This window comes from Peribacillus sp. TE19612, from assembly GCF_056279465.1.
Genome location: NZ_JBWCCL010000004.1, coordinates 44,312 through 67,142 on the forward strand (window position 1 = coordinate 44,312; position 22,831 = coordinate 67,142).

Annotated in this window: 20 protein-coding genes; all 20 read left to right on the forward strand. The window is 40.7% G+C overall.

All coding sequences use genetic code 11. The features are described 5' to 3' along the window. Positions 1-354: 354 nt before the first annotated feature. The 20 genes from der (at position 355) to hisC (ending at position 22,801) form a co-directional block, all read left to right on the forward strand. A complete protein-coding gene (gene der / locus ACZ9AO_RS08370) occupies positions 355-1,665 on the forward strand; it encodes a ribosome biogenesis GTPase Der (RefSeq protein WP_034308039.1) in 1,311 nt (436 codons plus the stop codon). Positions 1,666-1,681: 16 nt separating this feature from the next. Beyond that, positions 1,682-2,734 carry an NAD(P)H-dependent glycerol-3-phosphate dehydrogenase gene (locus ACZ9AO_RS08375; RefSeq protein ID WP_063594028.1) on the forward strand — a complete coding sequence of 351 codons (1,053 nt, stop codon included), beginning with the start codon at positions 1,682-1,684 and terminating at the stop codon, positions 2,732-2,734. 378 nt (positions 2,735-3,112) lie between these two features. Next, positions 3,113-4,450 carry an APC family permease gene (locus ACZ9AO_RS08380; protein ID WP_251540831.1) on the forward strand — a complete coding sequence of 446 codons (1,338 nt, stop codon included), beginning with the start codon at positions 3,113-3,115 and terminating at the stop codon, positions 4,448-4,450. A 905-nt stretch (positions 4,451-5,355) separates the two neighbouring features. Further along, a complete protein-coding gene (locus ACZ9AO_RS08385; protein WP_251540829.1) occupies positions 5,356-7,461 on the forward strand; it encodes a sigma 54-interacting transcriptional regulator in 2,106 nt (701 codons plus the stop codon). A 303-nt stretch (positions 7,462-7,764) separates the two neighbouring features. Next, positions 7,765-9,138, forward strand: a complete 1,374-nt coding sequence (locus ACZ9AO_RS08390) for a putrescine aminotransferase (protein ID WP_048681701.1) — start codon at positions 7,765-7,767, stop codon at positions 9,136-9,138. A 707-nt stretch (positions 9,139-9,845) separates the two neighbouring features. Then, positions 9,846-10,043: a DUF2768 domain-containing protein gene (locus ACZ9AO_RS08395; protein WP_048681698.1), complete on the forward strand. Its 198-nt coding sequence runs from the start codon at positions 9,846-9,848 to the stop codon at positions 10,041-10,043. A 13-nt stretch (positions 10,044-10,056) separates the two neighbouring features. Then, the gene (locus ACZ9AO_RS08400; RefSeq protein ID WP_251540827.1) at positions 10,057-10,782 is read left to right on the forward strand and encodes a hypothetical protein; all 726 of its coding nucleotides are present in this window, start codon (positions 10,057-10,059) and stop codon (positions 10,780-10,782) included. Between the two features lie 233 nt (positions 10,783-11,015). After that, positions 11,016-12,494: a stage IV sporulation protein A gene (spoIVA, locus tag ACZ9AO_RS08405; protein ID WP_034308024.1), complete on the forward strand. Its 1,479-nt coding sequence runs from the start codon at positions 11,016-11,018 to the stop codon at positions 12,492-12,494. Positions 12,495-12,998: 504 nt separating this feature from the next. Beyond that, positions 12,999-13,271: an HU family DNA-binding protein gene (locus tag ACZ9AO_RS08410; protein ID WP_034308023.1), complete on the forward strand. Its 273-nt coding sequence runs from the start codon at positions 12,999-13,001 to the stop codon at positions 13,269-13,271. A gap of 307 nt (positions 13,272-13,578) precedes the next feature. Beyond that, positions 13,579-14,145 (forward strand): GTP cyclohydrolase I FolE, encoded by a 567-nt coding sequence (folE, locus tag ACZ9AO_RS08415; RefSeq protein WP_034308020.1) that lies wholly within the window; start codon positions 13,579-13,581, stop codon positions 14,143-14,145. Positions 14,146-14,165: 20 nt separating this feature from the next. Next, the gene (gene mtrB, locus ACZ9AO_RS08420; protein ID WP_251540825.1) at positions 14,166-14,414 is read left to right on the forward strand and encodes a trp RNA-binding attenuation protein MtrB; all 249 of its coding nucleotides are present in this window, start codon (positions 14,166-14,168) and stop codon (positions 14,412-14,414) included. 247 nt (positions 14,415-14,661) lie between these two features. After that, positions 14,662-15,492 carry a heptaprenyl diphosphate synthase component 1 gene (locus ACZ9AO_RS08425; RefSeq protein ID WP_251540824.1) on the forward strand — a complete coding sequence of 277 codons (831 nt, stop codon included), beginning with the start codon at positions 14,662-14,664 and terminating at the stop codon, positions 15,490-15,492. 3 nt (positions 15,493-15,495) lie between these two features. Further along, positions 15,496-16,206, forward strand: coding sequence for a demethylmenaquinone methyltransferase (locus ACZ9AO_RS08430; RefSeq protein WP_034308012.1), 711 nt, complete (start codon positions 15,496-15,498; stop codon positions 16,204-16,206). A gap of 34 nt (positions 16,207-16,240) precedes the next feature. After that, a complete protein-coding gene (gene hepT / locus ACZ9AO_RS08435; protein ID WP_476108850.1) occupies positions 16,241-17,203 on the forward strand; it encodes a heptaprenyl diphosphate synthase component II in 963 nt (320 codons plus the stop codon). 96 nt (positions 17,204-17,299) lie between these two features. After that, a complete protein-coding gene (gene ndk / locus ACZ9AO_RS08440; protein ID WP_034308008.1) occupies positions 17,300-17,746 on the forward strand; it encodes a nucleoside-diphosphate kinase in 447 nt (148 codons plus the stop codon). Between the two features lie 186 nt (positions 17,747-17,932). Then, the gene (locus ACZ9AO_RS08445; protein ID WP_476108851.1) at positions 17,933-18,706 is read left to right on the forward strand and encodes a CheR family methyltransferase; all 774 of its coding nucleotides are present in this window, start codon (positions 17,933-17,935) and stop codon (positions 18,704-18,706) included. 252 nt (positions 18,707-18,958) lie between these two features. Next, a complete protein-coding gene (gene aroC, locus ACZ9AO_RS08450) occupies positions 18,959-20,131 on the forward strand; it encodes a chorismate synthase (protein ID WP_251540821.1) in 1,173 nt (390 codons plus the stop codon). 3 nt (positions 20,132-20,134) lie between these two features. After that, positions 20,135-21,214, forward strand: coding sequence for a 3-dehydroquinate synthase (gene aroB, locus ACZ9AO_RS08455; RefSeq protein WP_476108852.1), 1,080 nt, complete (start codon positions 20,135-20,137; stop codon positions 21,212-21,214). A gap of 24 nt (positions 21,215-21,238) precedes the next feature. Then, on the forward strand, positions 21,239-21,607 hold the full coding sequence (gene aroH, locus ACZ9AO_RS08460; RefSeq protein WP_251540819.1) for a chorismate mutase: 369 nt from the start codon (positions 21,239-21,241) through the stop codon (positions 21,605-21,607). A gap of 81 nt (positions 21,608-21,688) precedes the next feature. Next, the gene (gene hisC, locus ACZ9AO_RS08465) at positions 21,689-22,801 is read left to right on the forward strand and encodes a histidinol-phosphate transaminase (protein ID WP_251540818.1); all 1,113 of its coding nucleotides are present in this window, start codon (positions 21,689-21,691) and stop codon (positions 22,799-22,801) included. Positions 22,802-22,831: the final 30 nt, after the last annotated feature.

Genomic DNA, 22,831 nt, shown 5'->3' on the forward strand with positions numbered 1-22,831 from the left:
TGTAGATAAATCGTAAAATGCTCTAAACAATTAAAAAGGAAGCCGTATGCCGAAGCTTTCTTCATTTTTTTGGGCTGTTTAGAATCATGTTTTAGCATGCAGAGGGTTCAGCTTCATGTCACCTAAGGAACCGGGGCGTCAAGTGGACAAACCGCCCGTGAATACCTGATGAGTTTAACTGAACATCAGTTGGGATTATTCTTACTGATGAAAGATTCCTTTAAATGATGATGAATACAACCTTTTCCTTTAAAAGGAAATTATGAAAATCAATAATGCAAAGCAACCGTAATAAATGCATTCATGAATTTCGTGACTTTGACAGAGATATAGTAGCAGAAAGGGTGAATAGCAATGCCAAAACCGGTAATTGCGATAGTCGGTCGTCCGAACGTGGGAAAATCGACAATCTTTAATAGAATAGTTGGAGAACGGGTTTCGATTGTCGAAGACGTTCCTGGAGTGACCCGGGACAGGATTTATAGTTCGGGTGAATGGTTGACACATGATTTCAACATTATTGATACAGGTGGAATTGATATCGGTGACGAGCCGTTCCTAGAACAAATTCGCCAGCAGGCTGAAATTGCCATTGACGAAGCTGATGTGATTATTTTTATGACGAATGGTCGTGAAGGTGTAACGGCTGCTGATGAAGAGGTAGCAAAGATACTCTATAAATCAAGAAAGCCGGTTGTCCTTGCAGTAAATAAAGTCGATAACCCAGAAATGAAAGATCAAATTTATGATTTCTATGCGTTAGGTTTTGGCGATCCATTCCCGATCTCCGGGTCTCATGGACTTGGTCTTGGTGACCTTCTGGATGAAGCGGCTAAACATTTCCCTAAATTTGACGGCCCGGATTATGCTGATGATGTCATTAAATTCAGTTTGATTGGAAGACCGAACGTAGGTAAATCTTCTCTGGTCAATGCATTGTTAGGTGAAGAACGCGTCATTGTCAGTGATATTGAAGGTACGACTCGTGACGCGATTGACTCTCCGTATAAGTACAATGGCAAAGAGTATGTCATTATTGATACAGCAGGGATGCGGAAAAAAGGCAAGGTGTATGAAAGTACGGAAAAATATAGCGTACTTCGTGCATTAAGGGCAATTGAACGTTCAGACGTTGTTCTTGTAGTCCTGAACGCTGAAGAAGGAATTCGTGAGCAGGATAAGAAAATTGCAGGATATGCCCATGAAGCGGGTAGGGCGGTCATCATCGTCGTCAATAAGTGGGATGCCATCGAGAAAGATGAAAAAACGATGAAGGATTTTGAAGAAAAGATCCGGGCTCATTTCCTGTTCTTGGATTATGCGCCAATCATTTATCTTTCTGCCTTAACGAAAAAACGGACACATACCTTAATACCGGTCATTGATCAGGCTAGTGAGAATCATGCTATCCGGGTTCAGACAAATGTATTGAATGAAGTGGTAATGGATGCCGTGGCAATGAATCCGACACCGACTCATAATGGAAACCGTTTGAAAATTTACTATACGACACAGGTAGCCATCAAGCCGCCAACTTTCGTCGTATTCGTTAACGATCCGGAGTTATTGCATTTCTCTTATGAGAGATTTTTAGAAAATCGAATTAGGGATGCCTTTGGTTTTGAAGGAACACCAATACGAATTTTTGGACGCCAGAGAAAATAGTAAAGGTGGTTATACCGTGGTAAAAGAAAAAGAAAGTATCGCAGTGATTGGAGCTGGGAGCTGGGGGACTGCTTTAGCGCTTGTAATCGCTGATAACCAGCATGAAGTGAGGTTATGGGGACATAATCAGAATCAAATTAATGAAATCAATCAAAATCATACGAATGAAAAATACTTGCCTGGGATTGAATTGCCTTTGGGGATTAAAGGTTATTCTTCCATTAAGGAAGCATTGGCCGGGATTGAAATAATAATCTTGGCTGTTCCTACAAAAGCCTATCGTGAAGTGCTTGGTCAGATTGAAGAGGCTCATGATAAACCATTGACAATCGTTCATGTGAGTAAGGGAATTGAACCTGATTCCCTGCTTCGTATATCGGAAATGATTGAAGAAGTCTCTTCGTCAGAATGGCTTAAGGATATAGTGGTTCTTTCAGGACCGAGCCATGCAGAAGAAGTCAGTTTACGTCACCCGACAACAGTTGCCGTTTCTTCAAAGAATATGAAAGCTGCCGAAAGGGTTCAGGACATCTTTATCAATAATAATTTCCGTGTATATACGAATCCGGACTTGATTGGTGTTGAAATCGGTGGGGCTTTAAAGAACATCATTGCTTTGGCTGCCGGCATCACGGATGGTTTAGGCTATGGGGATAATGCCAAGGCTGCATTAATGACTCGAGGGTTGGCTGAAATATCCCGTCTAGGGGTGGCTATGGGGGCTAACCCACTAACGTTTTCAGGTTTAGCTGGGATTGGAGACTTGATCGTTACTTGTACAAGCGTTCATTCCCGTAATTGGAGAGCTGGGAATATGCTTGGTAAAGGGCAAAAGCTTGAAGAAGTTTTGGAAAACATGGGGATGGTCGTTGAAGGTGTCAGAACCACTAAAGCCGCCTATCAACTAGCCCAAAAGTACGAAGTGAATATGCCGATCACCGAAGCCCTGTACGATGTTTTATTCAATGGGGAAGAAGTGAAAAAGGCAGTTGACCTTTTGATGAATCGTTCAAAAACGAATGAGATGGAAGAACTTTTTAACATATTGGATAGCAGGCAGCAGGATTAATCTCCGATCTGGTGATTTTCATAAAAGAATTTCATTAAATTAGGCATTTGATGATGCGCCTTGCCGTGTATCAGCATACAATGCAACGAAAGTAAACTAGTAATTTGACCTCGGCACGGGGGATTTAGTCAAATGAGCAGAAGATATCTAAATATCTTCTGCTTTTTTTTATGGGCAAAAAATCTTCTGTTTATGAATAATTGAATAGATTATTCAAATTTGCATAAATCATTCTACATATTTCCTTGTTTTTTGTTAAAAATCGACCCTTTTTTTTTGGTATGAAAATTGCGAAGTGTAATATGACCAAAAAATTTTAAGGGGAGGCGAGAAAAGTTTTTTACCATTTTCTCGCTTAAAAAGGAAGGGGAATGATACATGCAAACAGGTAATCTGAAAAGGTCTTTAAACTTGTGGCATATCGTATTGCTCGGTGTTGGATATATGACGCCGATGGTTGTTTTTGATACATTCGGGATAGTTTCCGAAAAAACCGGGGGGCATGTGCCGACCGCTTATATCATTGCTCTTTTGGCAATGTTGTTTACAGCAGCCAGTTATGGAAAAATGGTTAAAATATATCCGCAGGCAGGTTCATCCTATACTTACACACAAAAAACGATCAATCCGCATTTAGGCTTCCTTGTCGGGTGGTCTTCGTTACTTGACTATTTATTTTTACCGATGGTGAACGGCATTTTGACAAAAATATACTTAACTGCTCTTTTTCCGGAAGTATACCCGTGGATTTGGGTGGTGGCATTTGTCCTTTTAATGACAGTCATTAACTTATTCAATGTTAATTTTGCGGCCAACTTTAATAGCTTCCTTGTTTTTTTTCAAATGTTGGTCATCGTCATTTTTGGCGTACTTGTCGTTAAAGGAGTCATGGGTGGAGAAGGGACTGGAGAGGTCTTGTCGGTTCAGCCATTCATCGGGCCCCATATGGAAGTCTCGACGCTCATAACTGGTGCTACAATCCTTTGTTTTTCTTTTTTGGGGTTTGACGCAGTCACTACTTTATCGGAAGAAACACCGAATCCATCCAAAACGGTCCCCCGGGCCATCTTTTTGACTGCCCTGATCGGAGGGGTTTTATTCGTGACAGCATCATTTTTTACACAGTTATTTTTCCCGGATGTTTCCCGTTTTAGCGATCCTGAAGCAGCTTCTCCGGAAATTGCCCTTTTCGTGGGCGGGAAGTTATTTCAGGCATTCTTTCTTGCAGGAACATTATGCGGTACCCTTGCCTCCGGTCTTGCATCTCACGCTAGTGTTTCTAGGTTGCTATATGTCATGGGGCGTGACCAAATGATCCCGAAAAAACTATTTGGGTTTGTCCACCCCAAGTACAACACGCCATTTTTTAATGTCATTTTTGTCGGGTCGATATCACTGGTTGCCTTATTCCTTGATTTGGTTACGGCCACTTCCCTCATAAACTTTGGGGCATTAATCGCTTTTACCTTCGTGAATATTTGCGTAATCGTCCATTCGATAAGAAACAAAAGCTTCAGAACGTTTAGAGGTTTTCTTTCAACTATTCTGTCCCCGGTTTTAGGCGCGGCTTCAGTCTTCATCCTTTGGCTTAATCTCGAGATGAGTTCCTTGATTTTAGGAATAGTCTGGGCGGTAATTGGGATTGGTTATCTTCTGTATCGGACCAAATGGTTTACGGAATCCCCTCCGCTATTTCATTTTGAAAAAGCACAGTGAATTTAATCTACTGTTTCATTACACGAAGGAGGGTGTTATATGGCTGATGAGAAATGAAGAGGTCAGTAATGCTATGCTTGTTGTTCTATCCCGTTCATGCCGTTAGCAACATGTATTCAGCGCTTAGAGCAAGAATATGTCGCTTAGTTTGGTTCCCGGGAGCTTTCATGGTGATGCATTTCATGGTGTACAGTTATGTAATGTTGGAAAAGTCATTCCTTCGGGAGGAATCGGTAAAGGTTTATATGCAAAGTCCATTCATACATATGCCTGTTTTTGTAGGCTAGTCGATACTGATGGATTAATTATTCATTTCAATTATATTGCTTTTAATAAATTTCCTTCTTTACTGACCTTTCCATAAGCATTGAATTTACTGATTATTGTGACGGTTCCGAGTCATGGTTAGGAAAATGGGTGCGAAAGCAAATGCGGTACTAACGTTCGTCGCCTTGTCTTTTGATGGTATTTATCTTTCTGGAAAATTACGTAGGGGAATGAATAAGGAAAAGTGACGGGGGCAGAGGCATTGGAAGCTACATTTTACCCTTGGTACCTTATAGTGTTGCAAACAGGTATGGAGCGCCGTAATGACGGTATGGCGAGAGTTGTCCTATCTGTATAAAAAGCCTTAGCAGGGAACGGCCATCCACGAATCATAACAAACAGGAATTAGCAAAAGTCAAACATGATTGGAATGTATAAGATAAGGTGGACGGTCCTTTATAAAATAAGTTTAAACTGCATATCAGGTTTTTAGGTCAAAAGGGTCCGTTAAAGGACCCTTTTGTCGTGGAACAAGTAAAGGTAAATGCTGGATATGAGTAATGGTGCCTCTTATTTTTTATCTTGCAATTCGGAATTGTGATAAAATATAGGTTAGGTTACAAAAGGAGAGTGAAACTGTGTTATCTATTCCGGATGATAAAATTAGACCATTCATAACTATAACAATTGATCAGCCTACATTTTCAGACCAAAATATTCATAAGATACAGGAACCTTTCTTCTTTCTTATGAAGGAAAATCAAGTGTTTGCGTATATCCGTATGGATGACCTCCCGTTAAATGAAAAAATAACGACAGTCGATCAGCTTTTACAGTATGCTTTTTCGATTGATAATGTCTGTAAATTGCACCCTAACATTTCCTTGCCGCATCTGTTTCAAATTATCGGTGAACCTATCGTGCTGATAAAAACGGATGATGGCATGCTAACCGGTTATGTAAAAAGGGAAGATGTATTAGCTGAATTATTCAAGCAGGACAGCAAACAAAATTTAGACCTGCTAAATGTTATATTAACCTCCATTCCTATGGGGATATTTGTGGCTGATAAAGAAAAGAATATCGTGAACTTCAATGAATCAGGCTTGAAGATGATAAAAAAACCTTCTGAACAAGTCCTTAATGAACCTGCTGCGAACATCTTCAATAAGCAGCATATACATAGCGTGTTTGCCAGCGGGAGCAGTATTCTGAATCAGTTGGAGATTACTGATGTCATGAGTGTGCTTGTCGACTATAGCCCGATTCTGAACCATGAAAAAGAAGTCGAAGGCCTGATCATCATCGTTCAGGATTTACCGATGGTTGAGGAAATGGCCATGGAAATAGAATTGATAAAAAGCTCGAATAAAGACTTGAATGCCATTTTAGCGAATATCTATGATGAAATACTTGTAGTCAATCAAAAAGGAGAGCTGCTGCGCTATAGTGACAGCATCATCTCGGGATTCTGGGGGAAGGACTTAAAAGATTATATCGGGAAGAATCTCTTGCAATTAGAGGATGAAGGGATTTTTAATCCTTCGGTAACCCGGTTAGTCCTTGAACAAAAAAAGAAAGTATCGATTGTCCAAGATACGAAAATGAATAAGAAAGTCCTTTCCGTCGGCACCCCTGTGTTCAATGAAAAAGGGGAAATAGATCGAATAGTCATTGCATCAAGGGATATAACGGAAACGACAAAATTGAAATCGGAATTAAATGAAATGAGGAAAGAACTGGACTCATTCAAAAAACAGGATCAATTTTATAAAGAGTTGGTTTTTGCAAGTCCTAAAATGGAGCAGATAATCAGCCAAGTCAAGAAAATCGCCCATTTTTCATCTACTGTATTAATCAATGGGGAGTCGGGAGTAGGTAAAGAAGTGATAGCTGAAGCCATTCATAAAATGGGCAGGCGATCTAAACAACCTTTCCTGAAGATAAATTGCGGGGCGATTCCGGAAAACCTTCTCGAAAGTGAATTGTTTGGTTATACGAAGGGTTCCTTTACAGGAGCGGATAAAAACGGGAAGGTAGGATACTTCCAGCAGGCCAATAAGGGTGTTTTATTCCTGGATGAAGTGGGTGACATGCCCATACATCTGCAAGTAAAGCTGCTGCGGGTACTCCAGGAACAGGAAGTGATACCGATTGGCAGCACTACACCCATTTCCATTGATGTTCAAATTGTTGCGGCCACGAATAAGAGTCTGGAAAAAATGGTCGAGATGGGCACGTTCCGAGAAGATTTATTCTATCGATTGAACGTCATACCCATACATGTGCCCCCATTAAGGGAAAGGCCGGAGGATATACCGCCGCTAGCCTTTCATTTCCTGCAAAAACTGAATGAAAGGTATCAGCGGAATTATCACTTTTCCCCCGATGCATTAAATATACTGGAAGTCTATACTTGGCCGGGAAACATTCGTGAGTTGCAGAACATGATTGAAAGATTGGTTGTTTCTGCAGATGAAGAGATGATCGATGCTGACTTCATTCAAAGGTTCATACCTGTGGGCAGTGACTTTAAACAAACGAAACCCATCATTACGAGAATCCTTCCGCTGCAGGAAGCACAGGATCATGTGGAAGAACAATTGATCATGCTTGCCATGAAACAGTATAAAACCACGACCAAAGCGGCTAAAGCGCTTGGGATAAGTCAATCGTCAGTGAGCAGGAAGTATCAAAAAGTGTTAGCTGAACAAAGTAAGAAAATCGAAAATGATGCATTTTGATTAAAAGCCGTTGCCGAGTGATGAAAATCACTTGTCAACGGCTTTTATTTTTATGAAGGCATTTTCGAAGCTTTTCAATGATTTCCCAAACTCGATTATGCAAAGTGAAATAACGATATGCATATTTGCATAGTTTTAGAGTGATTTTTTTAAAAAAATGCGTTTTTATTGGTTAATTAACTTGGCATGGTTCTTGCTTGATTAGTAAGTATAAGAAAAAAGGGAGGTAAGCATCAAAGTTTCATAAAAAAAGCAAACTTAATTAACCCATCAACTAAAGCTATAAAAAAAGGAGATTATAAAATGTCAATTAACGTAGAAAGTAAAAACACTCAAGCTAACCAATCAGCAACTCAAGATTATATTAAAAAGGTGCTTCAATTAATCGAGCAAAAAGAAATTTCAAAAGAAGATGCACAGTGGGTAACAAGAGAAACGGTCGAGAATTTCCGTAACCATGTAAACCCTGGATTTTTGGAATATCGGAAGACGGTCACTAAAGATACTCAATTCGCTTCGGTGGAGTGGTCTGATCAAGATTCCTGTTTTACAGATGTAAATGGAAAAAAATATATTGATTGTTTAGGTGGCTTTGGTATTTATAATGTTGGCCATCGTAACCCTAAAGTAGTAAAGGCCGTAACCGATCAATTGCAAAGACAAGCCCTTCATAGCCAGGACTTGCTTGATCCATTACGTGCAATGCTTGCCAAGATCCTTGCTGAAATCACACCGGGAGATCTAAAATACTCATTCTTTACGAACAGCGGTACCGAGAGCGTGGAGGCTGCACTTAAGCTGGCTAAAATGTACAGTGACAAATACACGATCATTTCCACGACAAAATCATTTCATGGGAAAAGCCTTGGTTCCCTATCGGCAACGGCAAAGGGCATGTTCAGAAAACCGTTCATCCCGTTGGTTCCAGGTGTGCGCCATGTACCATTCGGTGATGTGGATATGATGAGAAAAACGTTTGAAAGTTGTGCATTGGTCGGTGAAGATGTTGCTGCTGTGCTGTTGGAGCCTATTCAAGGTGAAGGAGGGGTCATTCTGCCTCCGCAAGATTATTTAAAGCAGGTTCGTGCATTATGTGACGAATATGATGCGTTATTGATCTTGGATGAAGTGCAAACAGGAATGGGACGGACAGGTAAAATGTTCGCTTCTGAGCTATATGATGTTGTTCCGGACATTATTTGTTTAGCGAAAGCATTTGGTGGCGGAGTAATGCCAGCAGGCGCTGTTGTAGCCAATGAGAAAGTATTTAAAAGCTGGTTCGACAATCCATTCATGCATACTACGACATTTGGTGGAAATCCACTAGCTTGTGCTGCGGCAATTGCTACGATCGACGTACTTTTGGAAGAAAACTTACCGCAGCGTGCTGCAGAAGTTGGAGAATACTTCTTAAATGGGTTAAGGGAAGTGGCTGCTGAGCACAAAGATAAGGTGCTGGAAATCCGCGGCCAAGGTTTAATGATCGGTATTGAATTCCATAAAGATGAAGTGGGTTATGAATTCTCAAAAGCCCTTTTTGATAAAGGCATCTTGGTGGCAGGTACGCTTATTAATTCCAAAACAATCAGGATCGAGCCGTCATTGACTATTAAGCTGGATGAAGTCGATACAGTCATTAAAGCGTTTAAAGAAGTCTTGCCGACGCTTCAATCTTAATTAAAAAAAGCAGAAAAACAGCCTTTGGGCTGATTCAGATTGTAGATAAAAAGGTTTCGGGATGGTATCATTCCGAAACCTTTTTGAATTTGTAGCAGTTTTAGAGATTAATGAACTCTCTCCAAGGTCATTATTTCGATCATTTCCACCCTTCGTCAAGTCCAGGTGGCCATCTTCTTTACATCAATGGCAGCCTCCATTTTACTAATCAAATAGTTCACTGCACCAGGTGGTCTTAAGTAAACATTTCAAGCTGATCAAAGGTATCCTCATCACCTCGAGCTTTCATCCTTAAATAAGGAGCTTATCTTCCTGTTAACACAAAGTTGATTGGAACGGAACTTACGGGACTCCTCCGAGAAAGTGGGGCCAAGGGAGACCCCCGCAGGCGCTAATAGCGCCGAGGGCGGACCTTCCGGGAAAAGCGAGTGCCCAACATTCCAATCAACGGTTAAATTTTAAACACCTTAAAAAACGGTCGGCAAACTCAATTATTATCGATTTTGTTTATAAATTGAAACAGTCTTTGTGCTGTTTTTTGTTGCTTGGAGGAGGGAATAATTACATATTTCTCTTTATATAACTGGATCTCAGAAATTTTTTTTCACGAGAACGAGTAAGGAATTACACAGATTGGACAAGGATTTAATTCCTTTAACGTAATTTGGTATGTTATAATAATTTCTGGAAAAAGGAGTGATGAAGATATGACACCTGCCCTGCAAAAAATGTGGATATCCTTTATAGCTATGGGCTTTATGGTTATCTCTATATTTCTAATCTACTTAAGCCGCTATAAATTAAAAGGTTTTTGGAGAGTCTTGACAGCAATTATCGCATACATACTTATGATTCTGGCCGGCTTGATCATCCTTATCGTTGTACTTAGCGGGCCAACCACTTGATAGGTGAGGAGAAATGATGAGAAATTTTTTCAAAATATTATGTTTATTATGCATCTCTGTATCATTAGCTGGCTGCTTATATCCGGAGAAGCAAAAAATGCAAAACCAACTGCCTTATAAAGAGCAATTACAATCCGTCCAAAGTGCAGTGGATCAATTTCAGAAAGATGAAGGCGGCATACTGCCGATAGTTACTAAAGATGCAGGGACACCGATTTATCAAAAATATGTCATAAAATTTTCTAAGATTTCGCCGAGGTATATGGCTGAACCGCCGGACAATGCCTTTGAATCAGGGGGTGTCTTTCAATACATCCTCGTTAATGTTGAAAAAGACCCGACTGTAAAGCTGTTGGATGTCAGAATGGCGCAGAAGATTCAGGATGTTTCCTTGAGATTGACTGCCTATCAGCAAAGCAACGGATACCCGCCGTTTAAGGAAAGGTTATCCGATAATGTCTTCACGCTTGATTATGAAAAGATGGGCTTGAAGGAAGCTCCGACGGTCACGAGTCCATTTTCACAAAAAGATTTATACCTTGTAGTCGATGGTCAAGGCAGCATTTTTGTTGATTATACCCCGGATTTACTCGAGGCATTGAAGAAGCATGAGGGGAAAATCAAGCAAGGTGAAGATATCCGGGAACTGCTGGTGCAGAGTTCGGATTTCGTACCTGCCTATTCGTTACCATATACAATTGATGAAAAAACAAATACTCCAATATTTCTTACAAAATAGGCATAACCCTTCTTCTGCAAAATATATTGTAGGGGAAGGGTTATTTCTTTTATCTTTATTTCATCTTACTTTTAAAATAACAACCCTTATATAAAAATTTCTGGTGGAGGAAGGGATTGAACCAGGTAAATAAATGGAATAAATTTTTAGGACAACATCATAGATATATATTGTCCTAAATAAATGCAAATGGATAAACGAAATCCCAAAACTCTAATTCGGGAGGGGATACCTTGGAAAAGGTAGATATTTTTAAAGATATAGCTGAACGGACCGGTGGCGATATATACTTGGGGGTGGTCGGTGCCGTCAGGACTGGAAAATCCACATTTATTAAAAAATTCATGGAGCTAGTCGTCATTCCGAATATACCGTCTGAGGCGGACCGTGCCAGGGCACAGGATGAATTGCCTCAAAGTGCTGCCGGAAAGACGATCATGACGACGGAACCCAAATTCGTACCGAACCAGGCAGCATCGATTCAAGTAGCTGAAGGTCTCGACGTGAACATCCGTTTAGTCGATTGTGTCGGTTATACAATACCCGGGGCAAAAGGGTATGAAGATGAAAATGGTCCCCGCATGATTCACACGCCTTGGTATGAAGAGCCGATTCCGTTCAATGAAGCTGCCGAGATCGGCACTCGCAAAGTAATTCAGGATCATTCCACATTAGGCGTGGTCGTTACGACGGATGGTTCGATAGGAGAAATCCCGCGAAGTGATTATTTAGAGGCCGAGGAAAGGGTCGTCGAAGAATTGAAGGAGGTTGGCAAGCCATTTATCATGATTGTCAATTCCGTTCAGCCTCACCACCCGAATACGGTAGCACTGAGGGAATCCTTGCAGGAAAAGTATGATATCCCCGTATTGGCCATGAGTGTCGAAGGAATGCGGGAATCGGATGTTTACAGCGTACTGCGCGAGGCCTTGTACGAATTTCCTGTTCTTGAGGTAAATGTTAATCTCCCGAGCTGGGTAATGGTTCTGCGCGAGGATCATTGGTTAAGGGAAAGTTACCAGGAAGCGGTTAAAGAGACCGTCAAGGACATTAAGCGCCTGAGGGATGTTGATCGTGTAGTCGGTCATTTCAATGAATTCGAGTTCATTGACCGTGCAGCGCTTGCAGGCATTGAGATGGGGCAGGGGGTTGCAGAAATAGACCTATACGCTCCGGATGAACTCTATGATGATATTCTGAAGGAAATTGTCGGTGTGGAGATTCGGGGCAAGGATCATCTGTTATCATTGATGCAGGACTTTGCGTATGCGAAAGCAGAATATGATCAGGTGGCCGATGCATTGAGAATGGTTAAACAAACTGGATATGGTGTCGCAGCCCCATCCCTTAACGATATGAGTCTTGATGAACCGGAAATCATCCGCCAGGGAGCCAGGTTCGGTGTCAGGCTAAAAGCCGTAGCTCCTTCCATCCATATGATCAAGGTCGATGTCGAATCCGAATTCTCGCCAATCATCGGTACGGAAAAGCAAAGTGAAGAATTGGTACGGTATCTGATGCAGGATTTCGAAGACAATCCACTTTCCATTTGGAACTCCGATATTTTTGGAAGAAGCCTAAGTTCCTACGTAAGGGAAGGCATACAGGTGAAATTAGCGATGATGCCAGACAATGCACGCTATAAATTGAAAGAAACACTTGAGAGGATTATTAATGAGGGCAGTGGCGGTTTGATTGCCATCATCTTATAGAAAACGTTTAAGGCTGGACCAACTCCATTTATGGATTGGTCTTTTTACATGAAAGAAATGGCAGGATCGCAAGAAAAATATCATTTATGAACGCTAATATTTGAATTAACCTGCTGTTTTTTAGTATAATCTTGAAAAAACCCTGTGGTTAAGCGATTTTCAGCAATATAATAAGTTTAATTTCTATAAAAAAGGGAAATGATGAATAGCGAAAGACAAAATTTATAATATATACAATTATTAATGAAAAGATTCCCATTATTTTTTGAATTCCCTTGCTAAGCTTATAGGATTTGTGATAATCTACATACAGAAAACGCGTTATAACAGCGATTTCAACCTATTTATACATTTCTGGATGAATAATTTGGAAATTAAACCGGCTTGGTAATCCCTGATTGTCAGGGAATGAAAATTTTTTGACCGAAGCTAATATCAAATCACTATTATAGTGTTGTAATAATGATTTTTTATAAAGATTCCTTTTGGGAGGAGGTGAATGGCATGAACAAAACAGAATTAATTAATGAAGTTGTTACAGCAACTGAAATTTCTAAGAAAGACGCTACAAAAGCTGTTGATGCTGTTTTTGATACAATCTTAGAAGCTCTAAAAAACGGTGATAAAGTCCAATTGATTGGTTTTGGTAACTTTGAAGTTCGTGAACGTGCGGCTCGTAAAGGCCGTAACCCACAAACTGGTGACGAAATCGAAATTGCAGCTAGCAAAGTGCCAGCTTTCAAACCCGGTAAAGCGCTGAAAGATGCAGTGAAGTAATTCTACCATTACATACGGGTGCTTAACCGAAAAGGGCCGCGTGAAAACGCGGTCCTTTTTTTGCTTCTTAATTTCCATCTGTGATAATATAAAAGACAGTGAATATTTTAGAAACGCTTCAGATGGTAAATCTGTCACAAGAAAATAATCATCCGAAACCGCTTCCGGCGAAACTGCCTTTAAAGGAATTCAATCTCTTGGGTAATCGGTAGCTTTAATAATTGCAATTATGGATTTCCGGGTGCAACGCGCTTTGGTTTTTTTATCTGAATACATAATATTATTGATTTTTTAGGAGGTACAAAAAATGGCTAATGTTGATCATGCCAAATTAGAAGAAGCGGTTAAAATGCTTCTCGAGGCTGTAGGGGAAGACCCAACGAGGGAAGGACTGCTGGATACTCCTGCTCGTGTAGCCAGAATGTATGAAGAAATTTTTTCTGGACTTAATCAGGATCCAAAGGAATATTTCGATACTGTTTTTGGGGAGGACCATGAAGAACTCGTACTTGTAAAGGATATTCCGTTTTACTCGGTATGTGAACATCATTTAGTCCCTTTTTACGGGAAAGCCCATGTAGCATATATTCCGAAAAACGGAAAAGTGACTGGTTTAAGCAAATTGGCACGGGCGGTTGAGGCTGTATCGAAGCGTCCGCAGCTTCAAGAGCGCATCACTTCTACAGTTGCAGACTCGATAATGGAAAAGCTCGAGCCTCATGGTGTAATGGTTGTAGTAGAGGCTGAACATATGTGCATGACCATGCGAGGCGTAAAAAAACCCGGATCTAAAACAGTGACTTCAGCTGTAAGGGGAACGTTTGCGAAGGATCACCGTACTAGAGCTGAAGTACTGGCATTCATTAAAGACTAAGGATATGGGGGCAGGAAAAAATGAATGATAAAAAGATTCTGAATGATTTTGTCGTAATCAAAGCCATTGAGGATAGTGTGAATGTCATCGGGTTGACAAGGGGAACGGACACCAAGTTTCACCACTCCGAAAAACTGGACTCAGGAGAGGTGATGATCGCACAATTCACGGAGCATACCTCGGCAATTAAAATCAGGGGCCATGCAAAGGTCTATACTCCATTCGGAGAGATAGAAAGTGATTCCAAAAAGAATTCATCTGACAAATGATCGTTTCTCAATGCTTGGTTCATTATAAATCAATCACCTGATATCGCGTTTAACAAGCTGTAAATTTCCCGCATCCATTTTTTTGAAGAACAAAAGTCGATAATTTCCTTGTTTTTGGAAGTTTCATTTTATAAACGTTGACCATTTCATCTGATTGTTTTTATGGTATAATAATGTGTATTTTACACAGACAGAAACCAATATGTATGAAAAAAATTATCTTTCGGGGATGCAAGGGTGATCTCAATTGTTAAACATTACGGACGACATAAGGCAATTAAAACGATTAATAGAAACGAAAGCTCAACATCCATATTTGTTGAAGTATATACAAAAGCCAAGCTTGGACGAAGATAAACTGATGTTGCTTTGGGGATTGTTTAACGATTTGGACGTTACAAGCGAAAAACGGAATCAATACATCATTTCAACCATGTTAGTGCAAATAGCTCTGGATACCCATGAAATCGTCTCGAATTCGGGTGAAGGAATCGAGTCGCCCGAGGTATTGAAAAATCGTCAATTACAAGTGCTTGCCGGTGATTACTATAGCGGCTTATATTATCAAGGGCTTGCCAGTGTAGGTAATGTTGATATGATCCGTATCCTTTCAAGCGCGATAAAAAAAATAAATGATAATAAAATCATTCTATACCAACAAGGATCGATTCATGATGTACCAACGCTTTTAATGACGGTAAAAGCGATAGAGGCTTCGCTGATTCAGAAACTGGCGGATTACTATAATGAGCCTGCCTGGATAGAAATATCGGAAGACCTGCTGCTTTTAAAACGGTTGCATGCCGAGAAGAGCAGTTATATGAAGTCGGGTGAATCAATAGTTTTTGATGTCCTAAGGGAAATGCCTTTTGATGACTCGACCGGTGGGGATGTTCCCATTTCGGAAAAGGAAGAACAGGTACGCACCCGATTCGACAAGTGCCTGAGGGATGCCAGGCAATCCGTAGAGCGCTCGATGCGGAAGCTGGCAAAGTTGGATGATGAATTACTGGAAAGAGTGAAGGCCATCTTGGAACAAACAGAGAGTATGGCAAATTCATATGTGAAAGAAGGGTGAATCATGGAGCAGTCTAAAGAGCAAAAAGTTCATCATGTCTTTGAAAAGATTTACGGAAATTATGACAAGATGAATTCCCTCATCAGCTTTAAACAGCATCTTAAATGGCGGAAGGCTACAATGGCCATCATGAATGTCCCAAAAGGCGCCCATGCACTGGATGTATGCTGTGGAACGGCGGACTGGACCATTGCCCTTGCTAATGAAGTAGGACCAGAAGGAAAGGTTGTTGGTCTGGATTTTAGTAAAAACATGCTGAAGATCGGCGAACAAAAGGTGAAGGAACTCAATCTGGATCAAGTTTCCCTAATGCATGGGAATGCAATGGAACTTCCTTTTGAGGATAATAGCTTTGACTATGTCACGATCGGTTTCGGGCTGCGGAATGTCCCTGATTACATGAAAGTGCTTAAAGAGTTAAACCGTGTAGCGAAGCCAGGTGGTATGGTCGTTTGCCTGGATACGTCACAGCCAACGATGCTAGGCTTTAAACAGGGCTATTATTTTTATTTCCGTTTCATCATGCCCATGTTCGGCAAATTATTCGCAAAAAGCTATAGTGAATACTCATGGCTGCAGGAATCGGCTCGAGATTTCCCAGGCATGAAAAAGCTTGAAAACATGTTTAAGCAGGCAGGAATGGAAAATGTCAGTTATAAAGCCCATTTCGGTGGGGTAGCAGCAACACATTTCGGGTACAAGCCTTCAAAATAAGCAGAATAGCAATGGACAAAGCTGGGTGGAATGTATGAAATTTAAAATGATGTATTCATTTTTGAATGCAGATTTGCAATTAATAGAAAAAGAACTGGAAGCCGCAATTGAAGCGGATTCCACGGTTTTAAGGGAAGCTTCCCTGCATTTACTGCAATCCGGTGGAAAACGGATCCGTCCGGTATTCGTCCTATTGGGTGCGAAGTTTGGCAACTATGATATTCATGTCGTAAAGCATGTCGCAGCGACTTTGGAACTGATCCATACGGCTTCCCTTGTACATGATGATGTTGTGGATGATGCGGATTTACGCAGGGGGTCGGCTACCATCAAGTCGAAATGGGATAATCGTGTCGCCATGTACACAGGCGACTTCATTTTTGCTCGTGCACTGGAAATGATGGCGGTCATCGAGTCTCCGCTTGCGCATCAAATTCTCGCTGATACCATGGTTGATCTATGTCTTGGGGAAATTGAACAAATTAAAGATAAGTATAATTTCGAACAGAATTGGCGGATATATTTTAGACGGATCAAACGGAAAACGGCATTGCTCATTGCATCCAGCTGCCAGTTGGGAGCCATTTCAGCAGGTGTTGACGAGGGAATTCACGAAAAGCTATTTAAATTCGGATATTATGTCGGTATGTCCTATCAAATCACCGATGATATATTGGATTTTACGGCGTCGGAAGAAGAACTTGGTAAACCGGCCGGGAGTGATTTGATACAAGGTAATATCACTTTACCCGTTTTGATCGCTATGGAGGATCCAAAGTTAAAAAAGCTTATTGAAACTGTTCGGGAAGATACGCCAAAAGATGAAATGTCCCGTATAATCAATGCGATAAAAACTTCCGGTGCCATTGAACAGGCAGCGAGGATCAGTGATATGTATTTAGAAAAAGCTTTTACTGAGTTGAAAGGTCTTCCTGCCATTAAAGCTAGAAAAACTTTATCGGATATCGCGAAAAATATCGGAAAAAGAAAGTTTTGATAATGGGAGTTGCGAAACTCATCAAACAATGGTAATATTCTAAAAGTATTGCCTTATATAGGCAAATAACAATGATACATATTAGGAGTGACATTCATGGAAAGAACATTTTTAATGGTAAAGCCTGACGGCGTTCAACGCAATTTAATCGGTGAAATCGTTTCCCGTTTCGAAAAGAAAGGCTTCCTTCTTGCAGGAGCAAAATTAATGGTCATTTCTCAAGAATTGGCTGAGCAACATTATGGCGAGCACAAAGAACGTCCTTTCTTTGGCGAATTAGTGGACTTCATTACTTCAGGTCCTGTCTTCGCAATGGTTTGGGAAGGCGAAAATGTAATCGCTACAGCACGTCAAATGATGGGTGCTACTAACCCTAAAGATGCAGCAGCAGCAACAATTCGTGGCGATTTTGCCGTAACTGTCGGCAAAAACATCATTCACGGATCTGATTCAGCTGAAAGCGCTGTACGTGAAATCGGTTTATTCTTCAAAGAAGAAGAACTTGTTGAGTATTCTAAACTTGTAAACGAGTGGGTTTATTAATTAGTACTCATCACTATATAGGAAGCGGGTTCCATCGTCATTATGCGATGGAACCCGTTTTTTTGCATTGCTTTTTAAGCTTCCCGGCATGGTAAGGAATTATTGCAGTTTAAAGAAAATATGGCACTCTCCGATATATAAAGGGAAGGACTACTTAAAATAATTATTTGCAGGGGAGTCGTAGGAATGCCTCAAGAATATGAAGAGTTTATTCGCAATATCAAGACGTTGACAGGCATTGATTTGGCATTATATAAGGAAGGGCAAATGAAAAGGCGACTGACATCTCTATATGAAAAAAGAGGATATCATTCATTTCGTGAATACTATAAAGACATTCAAACCAACTCCGAAGTTTTAAATGAGTTTCTGGATAGAATGACAATCAATGTTTCCGAATTTTATCGAAATGCGAAAAGATGGGAAGTGTTGGAGCGGAAAATCCTTCCTGGGTTATTAGCAAGCAAAAAAAAGTTGAAGATTTGGAGCGCGGCCTGTTCAACTGGTGAGGAACCATACACGCTTGCCATGATTTTATCCAATCTGGTTCCACTTAGCCAGATAGAGATATTGGCGACGGATCTGGATGAAAATGTGTTGGCGCGAGCGAAATTGGGGATGTATCCTAAGCGTTCCTTAAATGAAGTGCCTAAAGAAATCAAAAGGAAATACTTTGAAAAAAAAGCGGATTTTTATCGTGTCGATGAAGAAATCAAGAGAAGGGTAACATTTAAAAAGCAAAACCTTCTCGCTGATCGATTTGAACAAGGGTTCGATTTAATCATTTGCCGCAATGTGCTAATTTATTTCACGGAAGAAGCGAAAAATTTGTTATATGAAAAATTCAGTGCATCATTAAGGAGCGGCGGGGTTTTTTTTGTAGGAAGTACAGAGCAAATATTCACCCCTGGAAAATATCAATTTGAAACGATCGACACATTTTTTTATAAGAAAAAGTAAATACTTTTAAAAAAGGGACTGATTCTGCTCATGGGCGTTCAGTCCTTTTCGTTTGTCGAGTAATAGTAAATCCAACAGAATTCTGATTTGAAAGATTAAACTATATCGAAAATGTTTAAGTACTTGTAAAATAGAGTGAAAAGTGATTAAATTCAAACAATATGGTTTTTACGTTTTACATATACCCACATTTCATAAAATTGTGGTATATTGATACATATACACTTTAAAGTGCTAAAAGGGGGCTGGAAGATGAGATATTTAACAGCGGGAGAATCACATGGTCCGCAACTGACTACTATCATTGAAGGATTACCGGCGGGAATGCCGATTTCGAATGAGGATATCAATCAAGAATTGGGACGCCGGCAAAAAGGGCATGGACGTGGAAGAAGGATGCAGATCGAGAAAGATCAGGCTTTTATTTCTTCAGGAATCAGACATGGCTACACTCTCGGTTCACCGGTTGCTTTGGTGGTTGAGAACGATGATTGGAAACATTGGACAAAGATTATGGGAAGTGAAGGGCTTTCAGAAGAGGAAGCCGAAGAAATTAAACGTAAAATCACCCGGCCTCGTCCTGGTCATGCCGACTTGAACGGCGGGATTAAATATGGGCACCGCGATTTGAGAAATGTTCTGGAACGATCTTCAGCCCGTGAAACGACAGTAAGGGTGGCAGCAGGTTCTGTCGCAAAAAAACTTTTGTCTTTATTGGGGATTGAAGTGGCATCGCATGTTTTGGAAATTGGCGGAGTGAAGGCAGAACCGCCAAAATACGATACGATCCAGCAATTGCAACAAGTAACAGAAGAATCTTCCGTTAGATGTTTCGACAAAAACGTTGAGCAGCAGATGAAGGATGCAATTGATGAAGCGAAACAAAAAGGTGATTCCATCGGCGGAATCGTCGAAGTCATTGTAGAAGGAATGCCGGTGGGAGTGGGAAGTTATGTGCATTATGACCGTAAGCTTGATGCAAAACTAGCCGCAGCGATAATGAGCATCAATGCATTTAAAGGTGTGGAAATAGGTCTAGGATTTGAAGCGGCCCATCTATTCGGCAGTGATGTCCATGATGAAATCGCATGGGATGAAGAACAGGGTTATTACCGGAAAACCAATCGCCTTGGCGGTTTTGAAGGCGGTATGACAACTGGAATGCCGATAGTTGTACGCGGTGTGATGAAGCCGATCCCCACTTTATATAAACCTTTGAAAAGTGTTGATATCGATACGAAGGAAGTGTTTGAAGCAAGTGTCGAGCGTTCCGATAGTTGTGCGGTCCCTGCAGCAGCAGTGGTAGCTGAGGCGGTAGTGGCATGGGAACTGGCGGCTGCCATCGTTGATCAATTCCCTTCAGATCGTTATGAGCAATTAGCAGAGTACATAAGATCATATCGGGAAGAAGTAAAGGGGTTTTAAATCATGGAATCCATCCAAATTAAAACGGCTTCCAAGCAATACCCGGTTTTAATTGGCAAGAAGGCAATCAATGAATTGCCCGAATTAATAACACATGAACTGAATCATCTAAACAAGATTCTGATCATAACTGATGAGAAAGTGGCGGCACTTCATTTGCAGACCGTGAAGGACGCCCTGCTCAAGACGGGAAAACCGGTCTTGCATCATGTAGTGCCAGAAGGGGAGCATGCTAAAACATTCGATGTGTTTTATGAATGCCAAAGCTTCTGCTTATCCCAACAGATTAATCGCAAGTCATTGATCATCGCCCTTGGCGGCGGTGCAGTCGGTGATTTGGCTGGATTCGTTGCAGCTACTTTTATGAGAGGGATTCCATTTATACAGGTTCCGACGACTTTGCTTGCCCACGATAGTGCAGTGGGCGGCAAGGTTGCCATCAATCACCCGCTAGGGAAAAATATGATTGGGGCCTTTCATCAGCCTGAAGCTGTCATTTATGATCTGGAATTTTTAAAGACTCTGCCACTTAAAGAATTAAGGTCAGGTTTTGCAGAAGTCATTAAACATTCCTTGATAGCAGATAATGAGCTTTATCTATGGTTAAAGTCGAATATTGTTGATTTGAATGATATAACGGATGAGCAATTCCTTACCATGATTACAAAAGGGATTGGCATTAAAGCTAAAATTGTCGAAGAGGATGAGAAGGAAAACGGCATTCGTGCCTTTTTGAATTTTGGTCATACGCTTGGACATGCAGTGGAAGGTTCAATGGGATACGGAAACTTTACGCATGGGGAATCGATTTTAATCGGGATGGTATATGCACTTAAATTAAGCAGAAAGAAAGTGGATCTCGATTTTAAACTAGATGAGTTTATTGACTGGGTTTCTTCTTTAGGTTATCAAATAACCATTCCACCCCGACTTGAACATGCAATGTTGCTTGAATTAATGAAAACAGACAAAAAATCGGTCAATGATGCAGCTACCTTTGTCCTGCTAAACGAAGTGGGGTCACCGCTATTAATGGATATAGCCGACTCTGAGCTGATAGAGGAAATGACGGAGATGATTTAGAGTTCAGGAGAAGGGGGACTATGTGTGATAAGAGGAATAAGGGGTGCCACTACAGTAGAAAGAGACACAGAAATGGAAGTGATTTCTGCTGTCGAAAAGTTGATGGCCGAGATCATTCAGGTCAATGAAATTGATCCCGATATGGTAGCTTCTGTATTTTTTTCTGCTACGGAAGAGATTCGTTCTGTCTTCCCTGCCAAAGCCTTGAGGAAATTCGAAGGCTGGACTTATGTACCGGTTACATGCATGAAAGAAATACCGGTGAACAATTCCTTGCCATTTTGCATCCGGGTCATGATCCACGTAAATACGACAAAATCTCAAAAAGAGATACAGCATGTTTACCAGGCAGGGGCTACCGTATTACGGCCAGACTTGACAAAGCGGATATAAGATGATTACAAATCTATGAATATGATATACTATTCTCACACTTTCTTACTTTAAAGTGATAAAAATATAGAGGTGATTGACATGAAATGGAATGAAGCGGTCCTTTCCTTGAAGTCTTATCAACCGGGAAAATCCACTGATGAAGTGAAAAAATTATACGGGTTGGAAAAAATCACGAAATTAGCTTCAAATGAAAATCCTTTTGGCTGTTCGGAAAAGGTCAAGGAATCCGTTAGGAATTCAACCCATTCGTTTGCCATCTATCCAGATGGATATGCAACGATGCTAAGGGAAGCTGTTGCGAAACATACAGGTGTGAAAGAAACTCAGCTTATTTTTGGAAATGGATCTGATGAGAACATTCAAATCATCTCCAGGAGTCTATTGGGAGCTGGAAAGAATACGGTCATGGCAACAGGCACTTTTTCGCAGTATCGCCATAATGCCACGCTAGAAGGAGCGGAAATCAGGGAAGTTCCTCATATTGACGGTGCTCATGATCTAGAAGGAATGCTTAAAGTAATAGATGATGAAACAGCGGTTGTCTGGCTTTGTACACCAAATAATCCAACAGGTAAATACATTTCGGAACAGGACTTATTATCGTTCATCGAAAAAGTGCCGGAAGATGTTCTTATCGTTTTGGATGAAGCTTATTGTGAATATGCAAACGCTGAGGATTACCCGAGAACGAATCAATGGATTAATAAATATAAAAATTTGATCATACTCCGGACTTTCTCGAAAATTTATGGACTTGCCAGTTTTAGGGTAGGGTACGGTTTGGCGGATGAGGATATCATCCAGAAATTAGATCCATCCCGGGAACCATTCAATGTGAACACATTTGCACAGAATATTGCTATTGTCGCTTTGGAAGATCAGGCCTTTATTGAAAAATGCAAGGAAGAAAATCAAAAAGGGTTAAAGCAGTACTATGAATTCTGCAATAAGGAAAATTTGGCTTATTACCCGTCACAAGGTAATTTCATCTTTATCCATTTTAAACAGGATGCCGATGTTGTATTTCAATATTTGCTTGAGCGCGGCTTCATCGCAAGGTCGGGGAAATCTTTCGGTTTTCCTAACAGCCTGAGGGTAACGATTGGTTCTACGGAAGAAAATGAAGGAATGATCCAGGCTATTAAAGCTTTTTTGAATGAAGTTGAGGCACCTTCTGATTCGCTGCTTTAACGTTTCATCAAACCTAGAGGAGCATAAAAG